This window comes from Nonomuraea sp. 3N208 (assembly GCF_052245935.1).
GTDB lineage: Bacteria > Actinomycetota > Actinomycetes > Streptosporangiales > Streptosporangiaceae > Nonomuraea.
On sequence record NZ_JBQQBR010000001.1, the window covers coordinates 107,326 to 125,277 of the forward strand.

A 17,952-nucleotide genomic window follows, 5' to 3' on the forward strand; every position below is an offset into this window, starting at 1 on the left:
GTTCACCGAGGGTTCGCACGGGTTCCGAGATCGGCGGCCGTTGCCGCGTGGACGCGATCGCGGGCCAGGGGAAGCGTTCCGAAGCGGATACCGGTGGCGTCCCGGACCGCGTTGGCGAGCGCGGGAGCCACCGGGTTGAACGGACTCTCGCTCATCGACTTGGCGCCCAGAGGGCCGAGGACGTCGGACGTCTCGGCGAAGTACACCTCGGTTCGCGGCACGTCGCCGAAGGACGGGATGTGGTAGTTGCGGAAGGTCGCCGTGGTGACGTGGCCGGCCCCGTCGACGACGAACGACTCGTACAGCGCGGCGCCCAGGGCCTGTGCGACACCGCCCTCGATCTGCCCACGGCATTGCATCGGATTGATGACGCGCCCGGCGTCCGCCCCGTGGACGCTCTGCAGAATCCTGATCTCACCGGTCCCGGCACACACCGCGACCCGGAAGCCGTGGACGTTGAACGCCACCGAACATGGTGCGCCGTCGGATGTGCCGACCGCTTGCAGCTCCTTGCCGGCGGCCTGCGCCGCCCGCTGCCCGCCGACGGCGGCGATGCGGTCACGCAGCGCCTCTGCCGCGCGCGTGACGGCCAGGCCCGTGACCGTTGTCCCGGTCGAGCCGAAGGCGCCGGTGTCGTGGCCGACGTGATCCGTGTCCGCCTGCTCGATCCGGATCCGGTCGACAGTCGTGCCGAGCACGGCGGCAGCGAGCTGCTGGTGCACGGTCGTCGTGCCGTTCCCGAACTCGGCCATGCCGACCGCGAGCTGGTATCCGCCGTCGGTCAAGAGCCGGATCCGTGCCTCGGCCCGGTGTCCGCGCGGTGGAATCGTGTCGATCATCGACAGCGCGACGCCCTTGCCCACGGACCACCCCTCCTCCGCGGGCGGTTGTGCCCCATTGCCGCGGTTCAGTGCCTCGTCGACCAGGGTCAGGCACTGGTCCAGGCCGTAGCTGCCGATCCTGGCCTCGTCCGCCGACGGGGTGTGGAAGCTCACCATGTCGTCGCCGGGCCGGATGATGTTGCGTTCCCGGAAGGCGACCGGGTCCATGCCGATCTCATGGGCGAGTTCGTCGATCGCCGACTCGACGGCGAAGACCCCCTGGCTCAGCCCGTAGCCGCGGAAGGCGCCGGCGGGGACGGTGTTGGTGTAGACGGCGTATCCGTCCACCTTCTTGTTCGCGCAACGGTAGACACCGATCGACTCGTTGCAGGCGTGGAACACGATGCACGCGTGGTTGCCGTACGCGCCGGTGTTGGCCACGACCCGCAGTCGCAGCGCTGTGAGTGTGCCGTCGCTCCGCGCGCCGGCCTTGACGTCCACGGTGACCGGATGCCGGGTCACGGTGGCCTCGAACTCCTCCTGGCGCGTGAACTCCAGCTGCACCGGCCGTCCGGTCCGCAGGGCCGCGAGAGCGACGACATCCTCGGTCAGCATTTCCTGTTTGGCCCCGAACCCGCCGCCCACTCGGCCGCACATCACGCGCACCTTCTCTTCTGGAAGATCGAAGAGGCTGCACAGCGCGCGCTTGGTGAGGAACGGCACCTGGCTGCTCGTGCGTACCACCAGCCGACCGGCCTCGTCGACCCAGGCGATCGAGGCGTGCGTCTCGAGGTGCGCGTGCTGGACCCGATGGCTGACGTAGGTGTGCTCGTGAATGGCGTCGGCCTGCTCGAACGCCGCCTCCACGTCGCCGACGTCACCGTGCACTTCGGCCGCGATGTTGCGCTCTGGGCGGGCGATGTGCCGGCCGGCGCTCTTGTCGCCATGCAGGAGGGGGGAGCCGGGCGCCATCGCCTCTTCGGGGTCGAAGACACTCGGCATCACGTCGTAGTCAACGACGAGCCGGCGACAGCCCTCCTCGGCGGCCGCCACACTGTCGGCCACCACGGCTGCGACCCGCTGCCCGGTGAAGCGAACGACGTCGTCGAACAGCAGCGTGTCGGAGGGATCGTCGTCGGGGTTCTCGTGCCGCCCGCTCGAGTAGAGCCGCTTCGGCGCGTCCTCGTGCGTGAACACTGCCCGCACGCCGGGAACCGCGCGGGCGGCGCTCGTGTCGATCGCGACGATCCGGGCGTGCGCATGCGGCGAGCGCAGCAGTTTGAGGTGCAGCAGGCCCTCCATGGCGACGTCCAAGGTGTAGCGGGCCGCGCCCGTCACGATGTCGGGACCGGCCGGCGCCGGCAGATTCCGTCCGCAGGATTCACCCGGGTCCGTTGCGTCCTCGGCATGAGCGATCCCATGGATGGCGTCGTCGATCGCGCGGTAGCCGCTGCACCGGCACAGATTCCCCTTGAGCGACCGCGGGAGATCCTGCTGCTGGCCCGGATCGAGAGCGGCAACCGTCATGATCATTCCCGCGGTGCAGAAGCCGCACTGGAATCCCTGCGCCGCCAGGAAGTCGCGCTGCAGTGGATGCAGTTGCGCGCCGGAAGAGAGCCCCTCGATCGTCGTCACCTGGTGCCCGGCCGCGCGGAACGCGGGGAACAGGCAACTGTGCACCGGCCGGCCGTCGATGTGCACGGTGCACGCACCGCAGTCGCCCGCGTCGCAGCCCTTCTTCACGCCGAAGAGGCCCAATTCCCTCAGCAGGGTGCGCAGGCACTGCCCAGGACGAGGCTGAGCGGTGAAGACCTGACCGTTGACCTCGATCCGCATCCGGGTCACCTCCCGGCGTCCGCCGACAGTTCCTGCCGGATCTCCTCGGCGAAACGGAGCGTCATGTGCCGGCGCCATTCCGGCGTTCCGTGCACGTCGTCGTAGTAGGAGTCCGGCGGGATTTCGTGTTCGAGGGCGCCGAGGAGCTCCGCGGAACCGGGTGTCCGCGGAAACGACAGCTGGACCGGCCGGACGGTCGAGGCCGTCACCGTCACCACGAAGGAGCCGTCGTCAGGTGACCTCCTGCCGATGAGCAGTGCCGCGGAGCGGCCCAGCGGGGCCAGCGAGATCCAGCGGAACGCGGTACGGCAGCGCAGCGCGGACTCCGGCAGGGTGATCGAGCGCAGCACTTCACCCGGGCCCAGGACGTTGCGGCCGGGTCCGGTGACGAAGTCGACCGCCGCGACCCGCCGTTCGCCCCCGTCGGCCGTCCAGATCGTGCAGCTCGCGTCGAGGGCCGCGGTCAGTGAGATCATGGGGCCCGCGGGCAGCGACATGCAGAGATTGCCGCCCACGGTGGCCTCGTTCCACACCTTGAAGGAGCCCAGCAGGGCCTGGCGACATTGGTCGATCAGCGGTCTCGCGGTCCACGCCGCGGGCATGCCTGCGCCGGACAGTTCCGCGAAGGTGCACGTGGCACCGATCTCCAGGCCGTCCGCCGTGACCCGCAGCGACTCCCAGCCGAAGCCCTTGAGATCGATGAGCCGGTTGAGCTGCGGCTGAGGCTCGGAGAACAGCCAGGTCCCGCCGCCGAGCCACGCGTCGCCCGGCTGCCATGCCGCCTGCAACGCACGGCTGGGTGTGTCGACTACCGAGGTGATCCCGTTGAGGTCCATGGTGGGTACGTTCACGGCTAGTAGGCGATTTGCCGGTTATATCCGTTTTGTCAGCTTACATGGCTCAGGTGATCAGGCCGAAGAGCACGATGAGCAGCACGTAACACGCAGGCACCAGGACTGTGCCCGCCGCGCTGACGCGGCGCGAGCCATCCACCAGCGCACACGGCTTCCTGGGCTGGGTGGCTCCGGCTGAGGGGCGTGGTGCCGGCGCAGGAACGCCTGCACCGCGGGGCGCAGTTGAGCGCCGCCGCGGTGCCCGGCGTCAGTGACTGGCGGGGGTTTGCCCACCAGGTCAGAGCTCTAGTTCGTGGTCAGGGTGAAGGTCGTCGTCGTGTTCTTGATGTTCTGGTAGTTGCCGGCGAACCTCAGGTTGTTGATCGTGGCCGATCCGACGGCCGGGCCCTGTCCCGGCTCGGGCATCTCGTTCACCCAAATGCCGAACCCGGACTTCGCGTCGAAGGCGTCGCCGCTCTTCTGCGCCCCGCTGATCGACACGTTCGTCAGGATCGTGTCCTTGATCGGGTTCAGCGGCGCGCCGCCGGAGTAGCCGGTCTGGAACATGATCCCGCTGTACGTCGGATCCACGATGTCCAGGTTGTTGACGCGGATGCCCTGGAACACCTTGGACGAGGAGAACAGCCACAGCGCAGGGAACGTCTGCTGCCCCCAGAAGTGCCCGCCGGCCCGGACCAGCGAGATGTTCTCGAACGTCGTCGGCGGGCTGGCGCCGAACCCGTGCATGGGGATCCCGAAGTCCAGCGAGCTGATCGTGACACCCGGGTATGTCAGCGTGTCCGCGACGTAGATGTTCCTGAACATGTTGTCGTAGCCGCCGTACACGGCCACGCCCGCGGCCCGCCAGGTGAGCAGCGAGGTCAGGTTCTCGTAGACGTTGCCGGTCTGCTCGCCGGGGTTGTTGTCGGTGGCCGAGAACAGCGCGAAGCTGTCGTCGCCCGTGGACCTGGTCTCGATGTTGGTGACATGGTTGCCGGTGCTGCCGTTGGTCATGTTCAGGCCGTCGGCGAACACGTTCCGGATCCGGGAGTTCTTGATCGTGATGTTGTCCGTGTTCGAGCCCCAGTACAGGCAGATCTGGTGCTCGGCCCAGACGTTGTCAATCGTCATGTTCGCCACGTTCGAAAAGTCGAAGACCTTGCCGGGGCCATCGATGCGTGAGGTGTAGTTGCCGAAGTAGGCGAAGTTCGCGAACGTCGAGCCGTTGGCCGAGGCCTCCGTGCGGAAGCCCACGTCGGTGTTCTCCTGCCCGGCCGGGGAGTGGAATCTGGTGAACCAAGGCCCGGCGCCGACGATCTTGACGGCCTTGCCGTAGACCTGGAACTTGCTCGAGGTCTGGTAGTCACCCTGCGGCAGGTAGACGCCGACCAGGTTGGCGTCCATGCGGGCCCGGTCGAGCGCGTTCTGCACGTCCTGGTGCGTGAAACCGGTCGGTACGGCGTACGTCGCGGGGTCGGGATTCGCGATCGGGGTCACCTGCTCGAAGTCCACGAAGTCGATCGCGTACGTCTGGCCGTTGGCCGCGTCCTTCTGGAGCCTGATCTTGCTGCCGGCCCGCACGGTGGTGCCGAGCAGCAGGTTCGCCTCGTCGTAGATGTGCCTGGGCGGCCCCGAACTGGGCGAGTTGTTCGGGCTGGCCTCGGCGCCGTAGAGCCAGGCGTAGCGGGAAGTCAGGTCGACGGCCTTGAGGAAGGTGCCGTCGACGTAGACGTTCAAGGTCGAGTTGAGACCGCCGCCACCCGCGGCATCGGGCATCGAGAAACGGGTGACCAGGGTGTTCGTGTCGGCCCGGGTCGTGAACTCGACGTACGCGCCGGTCTGGTTGAGCGTCACCGCGCGCCGCCCCGAGGCCTCGCCGGCGATCGTGCCGATATCCCTGCTCGGGCCCACGCGCGTGGCACCGCCGCCGATGACGGCGTCCTCGGCCTCGTAGGTGTCGTACGGCATGTTGGCGCCGCGCCCCACGAACAGTGGCAGCTCGCTGGTGTTGTTGGCGTGCTTGACCGGCAGCTCGTTGGCGTCGTCGGCGAGCACCGTCTTCACCGTGTACTCGCCGTTGGCCGCGGTCCACGTGCCCAGGCTCACCGCGCTCGTGGTGGCGCCGGGCGCGATGGCGCCGCTGACCGAACCGGTCAGGGTCCTGACGACGGTGCCGGAATCGTTCGTGACGGTGAGCGTGATGCCGTGGGAGCCGCTGCTGGACGCGACAGTGCCCTGGTTCTTGATCGCCACCGAGAACGTCACCGTGGTGCCGGCGGCGGGGTTGCCCGGCGCCCAGGCGACGGGGGAGGCGATCAGGTCGGCCGTGTCGACGGGCCTGACGGTCAGCGTGCCGGTGGCGGTGTTGTTCGCCTCGTTCAGCTCGACGACCTGGTTGTCCTCGTCCACCTTGGCGGAGAGCTGGTAGGTCCCGGCGTCCCTGGCGCCGATGTTCGCGGACACGGTGGCCGACGCCCCTGCGGCCAGCGCTCCCACACTGGCGTTGCCGACCTTGGTGGTGCCCGCGTAGAAGTTCACGGAGGTCGCGGTGGAGGCCGCGGTGCCGGCGTTCCTGACCGTGGCCGAGAGCGTGACCGCGTCGGTCTCGACCGGCGCGGCCGGGGACGACGCGAGGTTGCTCACGGTGAGGTCGGGATTGGCCGACGAGGTGCCGAAGATCTGGAACTCGGCCACCTGGCCGCCCGGCGCGCCGGAGTTGGCGGTGATCTGCAGCCGAACGTCCGCCACCTTGGCGGTCACGGGGATCGTCACGGAGTTCCCGGTGGCCGGGTCGAACGTGTACGTGGCCGAGGAGACGAGGTTGCTGAAGCCGGTGGCGCTCTGCTCACGGCCGAGGACCTGGATGGCCTGGGTACGCCTGGCCCAGACGGGGTCCGGGTTGAGCTTGAGCGTGATCGAGGTCAGGTCGGCGTTGCTGCCGAGCTGCACGGTCAGCGTGTTGGGATACGCGGCGCCCTCCCAGTAGGTCTGGAGGTTGTCGTCGTTGGCGTTGGTGGCCACGTAGGTGTGGGTGTGCGAGGACTCGGTGATGGGCTTGCCGAGGGCCAGATTGCCGCCGCCGCCCGGCGGCGGGTCGTCCGGCGCGCTGCCCCACACCTCGAACTCGGAGACCTGGCCGGCAGGCCAGCCGGTGTTCGCGGTGATCTGCAGCCGGACGTAGCGGGCGGTCGCGGCGGCGAAGGTGATCGTGCCGGTCGGGTTGAACGTGTACGTCGCCGATGCGACGATCGTGCTGAAGGCGGAGCCGTTTGTGCTGCCCTGGACGGTCAACGTCTGGGTCCGGCTCGGCCACCCGGACGGGAGCTTGAGCACGAGTTTGTTGACGCTCGCGCTGACGCCGAGATCGACCTGGATCCACTGCGGGAAGGCGTTGTTGGCCGACTCCCAGTAGGTGGCCTGGTTGCCGTCGGTGGCGTTGGCGGCGGGGTAGACGTCGTTGAAGCTGCTCGCGGTGGCCGTCTTGCCGGCTGCGAGATTCGTGTCGGCCGCGGCCTGTGCAGGCGCGGCCCAGGGCGCGGTCATGAGTCCGATGGCTAACGAAAGGGCGGCGAACAGAGCTCTCATGGGGGATGGCCCTTCGGACGAGGCGGATGGCCGAACCATAGGATGTCGAGCAGATGGCCGCAATATTTCGACGACATTTCGCAAGATTTGGACTGACTGTCGCTGGCTTCATCTGTCCATGTCCGCTGGTCAAGAAGGCAGGAGGAGGCAAGAAGACTGCTGTGGACGGGCGCAACGCGTGACGTTCGCTCCACGCAAGCCGTTGCAAGCGCTTGCGTTCCAGGCCGTATAGTTTGCGCATGACACGACGACTCGCAGAGGTGGCGAAGAAGGTCGGGGTGAGTGAGGCGACCGTGAGTCGCGTGCTCAACGGCAAGCCCGGGGTCTCCGACGCGACCCGCGAGGCCGTGCTGACCGCGCTCGACGTGCTCGGCTACGAACGACCCACCCAGCTGCGCGGCGATCGTGCCAGGCTGGTCGGCCTGGTGCTCCCCGAGCTGCAGAATCCGATCTTCCCTGCCTTCGCGGAAGTGGTCGGCGGCGCCCTGGCGCAGCAGGGATTCACCTCGGTGCTCTGCACGCGCACGGTCGGCGGTGTCTCCGAGGCCGACTACGTGGACCTGCTGCTCGGGCAGCAGGTCAGCGGCGTGGTCTTCGCCGGCGGGCTATATGCGCAGGCCGACGCCGCGCACGGGCACTACGAGCTGCTGCACGAGCGCAAGCTGCCCACGGTCCTGGTCAACGCGGCCGTCCAGCACCTCGACTTCCCGCAAGTGTCGTGCGACGATGCGGTCGCCGCCGAGATGGCCGTCGCGCATCTGCGTGCGCTCGGCCACGAGCGGATCGGCATGGTGCTCGGGCCGAAGGACCACATGCCGTCACGGCGCAAGCTGGAGACGTTCCTTGCCGAGGGTGGCGACCCGGGGCAGGTCGAGCACACGATGTTCTCGCTGGAAGGCGGGCACGCGGCCGCGGCCAGACTCGTCAAGCGGGGGGTAACCGGTGTGGTGTGCGCCAGTGACCTGCTCGCGCTCGGCACCGTGCGTGCGGCCCGGCGCGCCGGGCTGACCGTGCCCGGCGACATCTCGGTCATCGGCTTCGACGACTCGGCGCTGATGAACTGCACCGAGCCGCCGCTGACCACGGTCCGCCAGCCGATCGACGCCATGGGCAGAGCCGTGGTGGACCTGCTGATCGCGCAGATCGACAAGGCGGCGGTGCCGGCCGACGAGCTGCTGTTCGAGCCCGAGCTGGTGGTCCGCGCCTCCACCGCCCGAGCTCGCGCGTAATCCAGTCGTTATCTTGCAATAGTCCGTCGAAATATTGCGCACTTCGGTCGCCGATCCTATGGTGTGGGCACCTCGCATCAGAAGGGTCAGACCAATGCGGAGATCCACCGGCCTCTTACTTGTTTCCGTGATCGGCGTCTCGGCCACAGCCTGCGGCTCCAGCGAAGCGCCTTCGTCATCGGCCTCGAACTCCGTGACGATCACGGTGGCCTGCCAGCCCGCCAAATCCGCGCCCAAGGAGCGGCAGGCTTGGGACGCCGACGTGGCCGAGTTCATGAAGGCGCACCCCGGCGTGACGGTCAAGAGCACGGATCAGCAGCCGTGCTTCGACCCCAAGACATTCGGTCCCAAGCTGGCGGGCGGCCAGATGGAGACCGTCTTCGTGATCCCCGTCACCAACTACAACGACGTCATCGCCCAAGGCCAGGCACTGGACATCACCCCGTACACCAGCACGATCAAGAACTGGAACGACCTGCGCCCCGACGTACGCGAACTGGTCACCAAGGGCGGCAAGATCTACGGCGTCCCCAACGTGCACTACAGCGTCGGCCTGGTCTACAACCGTGCCCTGTTCACCAAGGCCGGCCTCGACCCGAACACCCCGCCCAAGACGTGGGCCGAAGTTCGCGAGGCGGCCAAGAAGATCGCCGCGCTCGGCCCCGGCCACGTGGGCTACGGCGAGTACTCCGGCGGCAACACCGGCGGCTGGCACTTCACCCAGGCCATCTACGGCCGCGGCGGAAGCATCCTCACGCCGGACGACAAGAAGGCCGCCTTCAACTCTCCCGAGGGCAAGGCCGTGCTGCAGAACCTGCACGACATGCGCTGGGTCGACAACAGCATGGGCAGCAAGCTCCTGGTCGGCTGGGAGTCGCTGATGATGGCGATGGGCAGCGGCAAGGTCGGCATGATGCTGGGTGCCCCCGACGTGGTCACCGACGTGGTCAACAAGTTCAAGGGCAACGTCGCCGACTACGGCATCACCGGTTTCCCCGAGGCCAAGGCTTCGCTGAGCGGCGGCGAGGCGTACATGATCAACCCGAAGGCCACGCCCGAGCAGGCCAAGGCGGGCATGGCGTGGATCGACTTCCGTTTCAACACCGTCGGCAAGGGCCGCTTCGACTTCGCCCGTGGCAAGGCCAACGGCAACCCGGTCGGCGTGCCCGACAACGACGTATATGGCGACTCGGCCACCGGCAAGGCCATCCAGGCAGAGCGGGCCAAGAACGCCTCGCTGCCGGTCGCGAACTACGAGCCGTACGTGCAGGCCGCGGCCGCCATCCCGCCGAAGGCCGAGCCCGTGCACGCCCAGGAGCTGTACGCCATCCTCGACGTGGTCATGTCCGGCGTGCTCAGTCGCAAGGACGCGAACATCGACCAGTTGCTGGCCGACGCCGAGACCAAGGCCAACACGATGCTGGCGGCCAAGGGCTGACCTTGATGGGAATCGTGAGGCGCAACCTGACGGCCTACGGGTTCCTCTGCGCGGCACTGCTCTGCTTCACGGTGTTCGCCTGGTATCCGATGGTCAGGGAGTTCATTCTGAGCTTCCAGAAGACCGACCTGATCAACCCGCCGACCTGGGTCGGACTGGACAACTTCAAGGCCGCAGTCCAGGACCCGGCCTTCGGCGAGGCCTGGCTGAACACCGTGGAGTTCACGGTGCTCGCGCTGCTGTGCGGCTACGCCGTGCCGTTCGTCGTCGCGCTCGTGCTCAACGAGCTGCGCCACGCCCGGGCCTACCTCAGGTTCGTGGTCTACCTGCCGGTCATGCTGCCGCCGATCGTGGCGGTGCTGTTGTTCCAGTGGTTCTACGATCCAGGGCCCGGGCTGTTCAATCAGATACTCGGCTTCCTCCACCTGCCGCCGCTGGCCTGGCTGGACAGTTCCTCGACCGCGCTGATCTCGCTCGTCCTCGTCTCGACCTGGATGAACATGGGCAGCGCAACGCTGATCTATCTCGCCGCGCTGCAGAACATCCCGTCCGAGCTGTACGAGGCCGCCGAGCTCGACGGGGCCGGGATACTCAAGCGCGTCAGGCATGTCACGATCCCGCAGACGCGGCTGATTCTGCTGCTCATGCTCATGCTGCAGATCGTGGCGACCATGCAGGTGTTCATCGAGCCGTACATGCTCACCGGCGGCGGCCCGGAGAACGCGACCGTGAGCGTGGCGTACCTGATGTACCAGTTCGCCTTCTCGCAGATGAACTACGGCCAGGCCGGGGCGCTCGGCATGCTCCTCATGCTCGCGCTGCTCGTCTTCGCCGCCGTCCAGCTTCGTACGACACGGGAGGACAAGGCGTGATCGCCATCGATACCCGCGTGGCGGCCGGGCGGCGCCGCAAGAGGGCGCCTAAGCCCATCCACGTCCAGTTCCGCACGATCGTCTCACCGCACCAGCTCAACAGCCGGTGGGGACGGCGGATCTACTGGCTCGTCCTGGTCGCGGTCGTGGTCCTGTGCACCCTGGCCTTCGTCTTCCCGCTCTACTGGATGGTCTCCGGCGCCATGAAGACGCCGGAGGAGATCGCCCAGATGCCGCCGACGCTCTTCCCCGAGGATCCGGCGTTCGGCAACTTCTTCGAGGCGTGGGAGCTGTTCGACATCGGCACGCTGCTGGCGAACACCGCCTACTACTCGCTGGGAGCCTGGCTGTTCTGCATGGCGGTGGACGTCACGGCCGCGTACGCGTTGTCGAAGCTGCGGCCCATGTTCGGCAACGTCATCCTCGGCGCGATGCTGGCCACGCTGATGATCCCGCCGATGGTGATCCTCATCCCGCTCTACGTCACGATCGTGGACCTGGGATTGCTCAACAATCCGTGGGGATTGTGGTTCCCCGCGGCGGCCAACGGCTTCAACATCTTCCTGCTCAAGCGTTTCTTCGACTCCATACCGCGGGAGCTGATCGAGGCAGCGCAGATCGACGGCGCGGGGCCCTTGAGGGTCCTGTGGTCGGTGGTGCTGCCGGTCTCCCGGCCGATTCTCGGTGTGGTGTCCATCTTCACGATCGTCACCGCGTTCAAGGACTTCGTCCTGCCGCTGCTGGTCATGACCGACAGCGAGAAGATGACGATCAGCGTGGGCCTGTCGCAGACGGCCGGGGCGGTAACCCAGAACCAGGTCATGGGCGGTCTGGTCATCGCCAGTATCCCCATGATCATCGTTTTCTTCGTCTTCCAACGGCACATCATGGCGGGCCTGACCGCCGGAAGCATCAAGGGATGAGCGCATGTCGCAAACGTGGTGGCGGGAGGCCGCGATCTACCAGGTCTACCTGCGGAGCTTCGCAGACGGGAACGGAGACGGCGTGGGCGACCTCGCCGGCCTGCGCTCCCGTCTGCCCTATCTGAAGGACCTCGGGATCGACGCGATCTGGCTCAACCCGTGGTATCCGTCGCCGATGGCCGACGGCGGCTACGACGTGGCCGACTACCGGGACATCGAGCCGGTCTTCGGCACGCTGGCCGAGGCCGAGCGGTTCATCGAGGAGGCCCACGAGCTCGACATCAAGGTCATCATCGACGTGGTGCCGAATCACAGCTCGACGCGGAGCGCCTGGTTCCAAGAGGCGCTGGCGAACCCGGCGGCCAGAGACCGGTTCTGGTTCGCCGACGAGCCGCTGAACGACTGGCAGTCGATCTTCGGCGGCTCGGCCTGGACGCGGGTGCCCAACGGGCAGTGGTACCTGCACCTGTTCGCCCCCGAGCAGCCGGACTTCAACTGGGCCAACCCCGACGTGCATCGGGAGTTCGAGGACGTGCTGCGGTTCTGGTTCGACCGCGGTGTGGACGGATTCCGCATCGACTCGGCGGCCCTGCTGTTCAAGTCCGACAGCGCGTACGAAGACCTCGACGAGGTTCACGACGTCTACCGCCGGTGGCGCGAGGTGGCCGACGAGTACGGCGAGCGGGTCCTGATCGGCGAGGTCTGGCTCCCCGACCAGGAGCGTTTCGCCCGCTATCTTCGCCCTGACGAGCTGCACACGGCGTTCAACTTCGACTTCCTGTCCTGCCCGTGGGAGGCGGCCGAGCTACGCCGCGTGATCGACCTGACCCTGGCTACCCACACCCCCATCGGCGCCCCGCCGACCTGGGTGTTGTCCAACCACGACGTGACCAGGCCGGTCACCCGCTACGGCCGCGCCGACACCGCGTTCCAGCACGGCGGCCGCCTCCACGGCACCCCGTCCGACCTGGAGCTCGGCTACCGGCGTGCCCGCGCGGCCGCGTTGTTGTCGATGGCGCTGCCCGGCTCGGTCTACGTCTACCAGGGGGAGGAGCTGGGGCTGCCGGAGGTGGAGGACCTTCCGGACGAGCTGCGCCAGGACCCGATGTACGCCAGGTCCGGCGGGACCAACCCCGGCCGGGACGGCTGCCGGGTCCCGCTGCCCTGGTCGGGGGAGGAGCCGCCGTTCGGCTTCGGCGCCGGCACGCCGTGGCTCCCTCAACCCGAGAGCTGGCGCAAGCTGACGGCCGAGGCCCAGCGTACGGACCTGGGTTCGATGCTCAACCTGTACCGCACGGCGTTGCGCATCCGCCGGGAGTCGGCGGGGGACGGGACCATGAGCTGGCTCCCGATGGGCGAGCAGGTCCTGGCCTTCCGCCGCGACTCGGACCTGACCTGCGTCGTCAACCTGGGTCCAGACCCGGTGCGCCTGCCGCCGGGCCAGGTCGTCCTGGCCAGCGGCCCGCTGGAGGACGGTGCCCTCCCCAGCGACACCACGGTCTGGCTCGCCGACGATGACGGGTGCTAAGGCGACACGCACATGCAGCTGACGAATTTCTCCACCAACGCCCGCACTGCCCGCCGCCGATCGTCGCGCCGCCAGACAACGGCCAACGTGCTCGGCGGCAGCCCGGCGACCGGCCGGCAGACCACGTCGTCCCGGCGGTACAGCTCCGCGTTCCCTGCCGACACCAGCGCCACGGCCCGCCCCGAAGCGACGAGCTCGAACGCCTCCTCGGCCGTCTCCGCCTCCGCCCCCACCACGGCCGGCGCGGAGCGCTGATCGTTGGCCAGCCAGAAGTCCCTCATTGGCCCGGCCGAGACCGGCAGCGCCACGAAAGGCTCCCCGGTGAGCTCGGCGAACCCGACCACGGCATGGGAGGTGAGCCGATGCCCGGCCGGCAGCGCCACCCACCGGTCCTCGGTGCTCACGACCGTCCAGGAATAGTCTCCGTCGCCGGGCATGGGCAGCCAGGCGACGGCCACGTCGACCTGCCCGTCACCCAGGCCCACGGTGGGGTCGCGCCACGGCACCTGACGGAAACGCAGATCCCACTCGGGCAGGGCGGCCGTGATGGACGGCACGAGCCCGCGCCCGATCCGCGTCTGGAACCCCACGACCAGGATCCGGTCCTCGCGCGCCACCGCCACGGCCCGCTGCGCGCCCTCCCACTGCTCGATGATCTGCCGGGCCATCGGCAGCAGCGCCGCTCCTGCGGCGGTCAGCGCCACCGTACGCCGGTCACGCTCGAACAACTTCGCCCGCATGGACAGCTCCAGTTGCCTGATCTGCCTGCTCAACGAGGGTTGCGAGATGAACAGCCGCTCGGTGGCCGCCCGCGTGAAGCTCAGCTCCTCCGCCACCGCCACGAAATACCGCAGATCCCGGATATGGGCATCCATAGCAAGAAGCTATAACAGCCGGTCTTGGACGGGTACGGGAGTCGCGCCCCACGATGAAGCCATGAATGATCTGTCAGGAAAGACCGCACTGGTGACCGGGGCCTCGCGCGGCATCGGACGCGCCATCGCCCTACGCCTCGCCGCCGACGGCGCCCGCGTGATCGCCCATTACGCACGCAACGACGACCTCGCCAAGGAGACGGTGGCGGCGATCGAGCGGGCGGGCGGGGAGGCGTACGCGGTGCGGGCCGCCTTCGAGGACGGCGTCGACGCCTTGTTCGAGGGGATCAGGGAAGAGCGCCTGGACATCGTGGTGAACAACGCGGCCATCCTGGCCGGGACCCTGGGCACGGTGACGGAGGAGCGTTTTGACCAGGTCTTCGCCGTGAACGTGCGGGCGCCGTACTTCATCATCGAACGCTCCCTGCCGCTGCTGAACGACGGCGGCCGGATCATCAACATCTCCTCGGCCGTCGTCCGCATCGCCCTGCCCGACCTCGTCTACTCCATGACCAAGGGCGCACTCGACACCCTCGGCTTCAGCCTGGCTCCCATCCTCGGCGCCAGGAACATCACCGTGAACACCGTCTCGCCGGGCGTCACGGAGACCGACATGAACGCCTGGCTCCGTGAAGACCACGACGGCGTGGCCGAGCAGCAGGTCACCGACGTCACCGCCCTGGGCCGCATCGGCCGCCCTGAGGACATCGCCGACGCGGTGGCCCTGCTCGCCGGGGAGGACTCCCGCTGGATCACCGGCCATGTCCTGGACGTCACCGGCGGCTACTTCCTCGGCCCCCACGGTGGCGTGGTGCCCGTCTGATCAACGGGTGGCGCCGCTCGGGTCGCGGAGCCATGCCTCGAGCGCCGCCCGCGCCGTGCCCGCCTCCGAAGGGAAACGCAACGCCCTGACCAGCATCCACAGCGTGCCCTGCAGCCCGCGCGCCGCCAGGAAGGCCCGCAACCCCGGATCGTCGGGATCGGCGCCGTAGGCCCGCACGGCCGCCCGCCCGTCGAGCCTGGTCGTGCGGAGCAGGCAGGCCAGATCCCACTCGACGGGCGCGGCCATGGTCTCCTCGAAGTCGTTCCACAGCAGCCCGGACGACGTGGCGAGCAGGTTACCCGGGTGCGCGTCCCCATGAACGGCCTGGCCGGCCGCGCCCTCCACCCGGTCGGCCAGCTCGCCGCAGGCGTCGCGCAGCCGCCCCAGCGCGCCTGCCTCGACCTGGCCGTCGACGAGCAGGTCCAGCAGCCGGGCGGGCTCGTCCAGCACCGGCCAGAGGTACGGCAAGCGGCCGGGAAACCCTCGCAGGGCCTGATGCAGTGCCGCGAGCCCCCGCCCGGCCTGCTCCGGCGTGACCGCGTAGTCCTCATCGTGCTCGACATGGGTCCAGAAGGACACCACGACCCCGTCCCGCAGATGCGGCCCCGCGGGCAGCAGGTCGCTCGGCGGCACCACCGGCGCACCCACCCCGCACAGGTAGGAGACGACCTCCAGCTCCCGCCGCAGCACGTCCGCGGGACGCGGCCGGCCGAGCGCCGTGACCGTCGGCACCCGCGCCACGACCGGCGCGGGCCGCAGGTGGATCCGCAGGTTGAACGAGTCCTTGAGCACCACGGGCTCCCGCACCCGCACACCGTGCTCCTCGGCCACGGCGACGGCGGCCGCCACGGCCGAGCCGCTGGAGATCACGTCTGGCAGGCCGATCGGAGACCGTAGAACCACGACAGATACTGGCTGTGGATGCCGCGCCCCGAGATCCGCACGAAGGAGTCGTCAGAGTTCTCCATGTACGTGAAGTTAGCGCTTCCCGTGTAGACCCGGGGTGTGATGTCGTCGTCGTAGAAGCCGTCGATCATCATGACCTTGTTGTGCGTCACCACGTCCCGCGTCCCCACCCGGAACCGGCACGGGGTGACCTGGATGGTCCTGCCGTTGACGGTCTTCGCGAGCGTCTGCCGGATCGTGTCGTCGACGTTCTTGGACGTGGCGCCGGTGGCGTTCTCGTAGTAAACGATGTCGATCCAGCAGTTCTCGCCGCGCAGCCGGACCAGCTCGTTCGCGATCGCCACGCGGTTCTTGTTGAACGCGGTCAGCGCCATGCGGATGTCGGTCTGCCGGGTGACGCCGTCCGTGTCGCGGTAGCTGCACTCGATCAGCTTCAGGATGGAGACGATGGGGTCGGGATCCGTGACCAGCCTGGGCATGAACGTGGCCCGGTTGGTGGTCCCCGTGGGCGTGGTCCAGTAGTAGCCGGGGTTCACGGCCTTGCGCCGGCCGGACTGGAGATCCGCGAAGTACGTGCGGTAGGCGTTGTAGACGGTGGCGTCCGTGAACGTGTACGCGTCGTTGAAGGAGTTGTACAGGTACCAGTCGGACAGGTTCGAGGAGGTTTGGAAGACCACGTTGGCCTGCGAAGTGCCGTTCACCACGATGCTGGAGAACAGCGCGAACTTGCTGTGCATGTAGTTCCTGGCGATGCAGCCGCGGTCCACGGCGGACTCGTCGGGATATTCGCAGCGGATCACCCACGACCCGGCCGACTCCGAGCTGCCGAGCGCGGCACGCAACGTGGTGGTCACCGCGTCGTTGACGCCGTTCTCCAGGCTGTCGAGGATCACCTTCACCTGCACGCCCCGCCCGTGGGCGGCGATCAGCGCGTCGGCCACTTCGCTGGAGCGGTGACCTGGGGCGAACTCGTGCATCACGAAGCGGATCTCCCCGCCGGCCGGCACCGCCTTGATCAGCCTGATCAGCTGGTCCATGACGGCCGACTGCCGCTCGCTCGGGACGCCGGCCACGCCCGAGTCCGCGGTCGGGTCGTTGAACACCGGTGCGTTGAGCACGGGCGGCCCCGTGACGTCGGCCGACGCGGGCCGCGTGCCGATCAACAGGCCGCCCGCGAGCAGGCATAACGCGAGAACGATCCGGCGCATGGGTGTCCCTTCGGGCAGGCAGCGCTCACGACAAGATCGCGTCAACGGCCGGATTTGTCAATGAGTCAAGCCGACTCGCGAATCACGAGCTCCGTCGGCAGGATCACCGGGTCCGCCGGGCCGTCCTCGAACAGGCCGAGCAGCAGCCGGACCATGGCGGCCGCCTGCTCGATCACCGGGTGCCTGAGCGTCGTCAGCGGCGGCTCGGTGTATTTCGCGGCCTCGATGTCGTCGAAGCCCACCACGGCCACGTCGTCGGGCACCCGGCGGCCGGCCTGGCGCAACGACTGCAGGGCGCCGACCGCCATCAGGTCGTTGGCCACGAAGACGGCGTCCAGCGACGGGTCGTCGCCGAGCAACTGGCGCATCGCGACCGCACCCGACTCGCGGGTGAAGTCGCCGACCGCGACGATGGAGCGGAGGTCGGAGTCGCGCAGCACGTTACGGTAGCCGGCCAGCCGGTCCTGGCCGGCGATCATGTCCTGGGGTCCCGCGATCGTCGCGATCCGGCGCCGTCCCTGCTCCACCAGGTGCCTGACCCCGGCCTCCGCGCCGCCCTGATTGTCGTTGTCGACGTAAGGGATGTTCACGGGGACGGCGGGTCGCCCGTACGAGACGACGGGGACGCGCAGGCGCGACAGTGCCGACGGCAGCGGGTCGGCGCCGTGCATGGAGATCAGCATGACCCCGTCCACGTGCCCGCCCGCGATGTAGCGCTCCACCCGGGCGTGGCTCTTGGCGTTGGACGCCAGCATCAGCACGACCTGCTTGTTGGCCTCCTCCAGCTCCACCGACGCCGACCTGATCGCCATGGAGAACCACGGGTCGTCGGAGAAGACCCTGGTGCCGGGCTCGCTGATGACCAGCGCGATGGAGTCGGTGCGCTGGGTCACCAGGCTGCGCGCGGCCGAGTTGGGGACGTAGCCCAGCTCGTCGATCGCGCGCAGCACGGCGTCGCGGATGTCCGGTGCCACCGTCGTCTGCCCGTTGACCACGCGGGAGGCGGTGGCACGCGAGACCCCCGCCCGGGCGGCGACCGCCTCCAGGGTCGGGCGTCTCATGAGGGGATTCACAT

The 17,952-nt window shown here is 68.5% G+C and carries 13 protein-coding genes; 6 read left to right on the forward strand and 7 right to left on the reverse strand.

All coding sequences use genetic code 11. The features are described from left to right. Window positions 1-2: 2 nt before the first annotated feature. The 3 genes from ACTWPT_RS00560 to ACTWPT_RS00570 all read right to left on the reverse strand — a co-directional run bounded on the left by ACTWPT_RS00560 (window position 3) and on the right by ACTWPT_RS00570 (window position 7,033). Entirely contained in the window at window positions 3-2,657 is a 2,655-nt protein-coding gene (locus ACTWPT_RS00560; protein ID WP_443175202.1) for a molybdopterin-dependent oxidoreductase, read from the reverse strand. 5 nt (window positions 2,658-2,662) lie between these two features. Beyond that, on the reverse strand, window positions 2,663-3,508 hold the full coding sequence (locus tag ACTWPT_RS00565) for an FAD binding domain-containing protein (protein WP_443175203.1): 846 nt from the start codon (window positions 3,506-3,508) through the stop codon (window positions 2,663-2,665). Window positions 3,509-3,796: 288 nt separating this feature from the next. Continuing rightward, a complete protein-coding gene (locus tag ACTWPT_RS00570; RefSeq protein WP_443175204.1) occupies window positions 3,797-7,033 on the reverse strand; it encodes a discoidin domain-containing protein in 3,237 nt (1,078 codons plus the stop codon). A gap of 281 nt (window positions 7,034-7,314) precedes the next feature. Between ACTWPT_RS00570 and ACTWPT_RS00575 the strand changes: the two genes are divergently transcribed. From ACTWPT_RS00575 to ACTWPT_RS00595, 5 genes are all read left to right on the forward strand, one after another. Then, window positions 7,315-8,304 carry a LacI family DNA-binding transcriptional regulator gene (locus ACTWPT_RS00575; protein WP_443175205.1) on the forward strand — a complete coding sequence of 330 codons (990 nt, stop codon included), beginning with the start codon at window positions 7,315-7,317 and terminating at the stop codon, window positions 8,302-8,304. A gap of 193 nt (window positions 8,305-8,497) precedes the next feature. After that, window positions 8,498-9,742: an extracellular solute-binding protein gene (locus ACTWPT_RS00580; protein ID WP_443175206.1), complete on the forward strand. Its 1,245-nt coding sequence runs from the start codon at window positions 8,498-8,500 to the stop codon at window positions 9,740-9,742. 5 nt (window positions 9,743-9,747) lie between these two features. Beyond that, window positions 9,748-10,614, forward strand: coding sequence for a carbohydrate ABC transporter permease (locus ACTWPT_RS00585; protein WP_327585004.1), 867 nt, complete (start codon window positions 9,748-9,750; stop codon window positions 10,612-10,614). Further along, complete coding sequence (locus ACTWPT_RS00590; RefSeq protein ID WP_443175207.1) at window positions 10,611-11,537, forward strand: carbohydrate ABC transporter permease; 927 nt, start codon at window positions 10,611-10,613, stop codon at window positions 11,535-11,537. The genes ACTWPT_RS00585 and ACTWPT_RS00590 overlap by 4 nt, the downstream gene beginning before the upstream one ends. Window positions 11,538-11,541: 4 nt before the next feature. Beyond that, window positions 11,542-13,065 (forward strand): glycoside hydrolase family 13 protein, encoded by a 1,524-nt coding sequence (locus tag ACTWPT_RS00595; protein ID WP_443175208.1) that lies wholly within the window; start codon window positions 11,542-11,544, stop codon window positions 13,063-13,065. On the opposite strand, the gene ACTWPT_RS00600 is transcribed toward ACTWPT_RS00595, so the two are convergent. Continuing rightward, window positions 13,062-13,940, reverse strand: a complete 879-nt coding sequence (locus tag ACTWPT_RS00600) for a LysR family transcriptional regulator (RefSeq protein ID WP_443175209.1) — start codon at window positions 13,938-13,940, stop codon at window positions 13,062-13,064. The two genes, ACTWPT_RS00595 and ACTWPT_RS00600, sit on opposite strands and share 4 nt — an antisense overlap. Window positions 13,941-14,001: 61 nt before the next feature. Between ACTWPT_RS00600 and ACTWPT_RS00605 the strand changes: the two genes are divergently transcribed. Further along, window positions 14,002-14,763, forward strand: a complete 762-nt coding sequence (locus ACTWPT_RS00605; RefSeq protein ID WP_443175210.1) for an SDR family NAD(P)-dependent oxidoreductase — start codon at window positions 14,002-14,004, stop codon at window positions 14,761-14,763. On the opposite strand, the gene ACTWPT_RS00610 is transcribed toward ACTWPT_RS00605, so the two are convergent. The 3 genes from ACTWPT_RS00610 to ACTWPT_RS00620 form a co-directional block, all read right to left on the reverse strand. Further along, window positions 14,764-15,633, reverse strand: coding sequence for a phosphotransferase family protein (locus tag ACTWPT_RS00610; protein ID WP_443175211.1), 870 nt, complete (start codon window positions 15,631-15,633; stop codon window positions 14,764-14,766). Then, window positions 15,630-16,877 carry a phospholipase D-like domain-containing protein gene (locus tag ACTWPT_RS00615; protein ID WP_443175212.1) on the reverse strand — a complete coding sequence of 416 codons (1,248 nt, stop codon included), beginning with the start codon at window positions 16,875-16,877 and terminating at the stop codon, window positions 15,630-15,632. Before ACTWPT_RS00615 ends, ACTWPT_RS00610 begins: the two co-directional genes overlap by 4 nt. A 65-nt stretch (window positions 16,878-16,942) precedes the next feature. After that, window positions 16,943-17,938 carry a LacI family DNA-binding transcriptional regulator gene (locus ACTWPT_RS00620; protein WP_443175213.1) on the reverse strand — a complete coding sequence of 332 codons (996 nt, stop codon included), beginning with the start codon at window positions 17,936-17,938 and terminating at the stop codon, window positions 16,943-16,945. Window positions 17,939-17,952: the final 14 nt, after the last annotated feature.

Bases quoted from the DNA above. Each gene is read 5' to 3' on its own strand.
- ACTWPT_RS00560 (WP_443175202.1), bottom strand. From the start codon at position 2,657: ATGCGGATCGAGGTCAACGGTCAGGTCTTCACCGCTCAGCCTCGTCCT.
- ACTWPT_RS00570 (WP_443175204.1), bottom strand. From the start codon at position 7,033: ATGACCGCGCCCTGGGCCGCGCCTGCACAGGCCGCGGCCGACACGAAT.
- ACTWPT_RS00575 (WP_443175205.1), top strand. From the start codon at position 7,315: ATGACACGACGACTCGCAGAGGTGGCGAAGAAGGTCGGGGTGAGTGAG.
- ACTWPT_RS00585 (WP_327585004.1), top strand. From the start codon at position 9,748: ATGGGAATCGTGAGGCGCAACCTGACGGCCTACGGGTTCCTCTGCGCG.
- ACTWPT_RS00595 (WP_443175208.1), top strand. From the start codon at position 11,542: ATGTCGCAAACGTGGTGGCGGGAGGCCGCGATCTACCAGGTCTACCTG.
- ACTWPT_RS00600 (WP_443175209.1), bottom strand. From the start codon at position 13,940: ATGGATGCCCATATCCGGGATCTGCGGTATTTCGTGGCGGTGGCGGAG.
- ACTWPT_RS00605 (WP_443175210.1), top strand. From the start codon at position 14,002: ATGAATGATCTGTCAGGAAAGACCGCACTGGTGACCGGGGCCTCGCGC.
- ACTWPT_RS00615 (WP_443175212.1), bottom strand. From the start codon at position 16,877: ATGCGCCGGATCGTTCTCGCGTTATGCCTGCTCGCGGGCGGCCTGTTG.
- ACTWPT_RS00620 (WP_443175213.1), bottom strand. From the start codon at position 17,938: ATGAGACGCCCGACCCTGGAGGCGGTCGCCGCCCGGGCGGGGGTCTCG.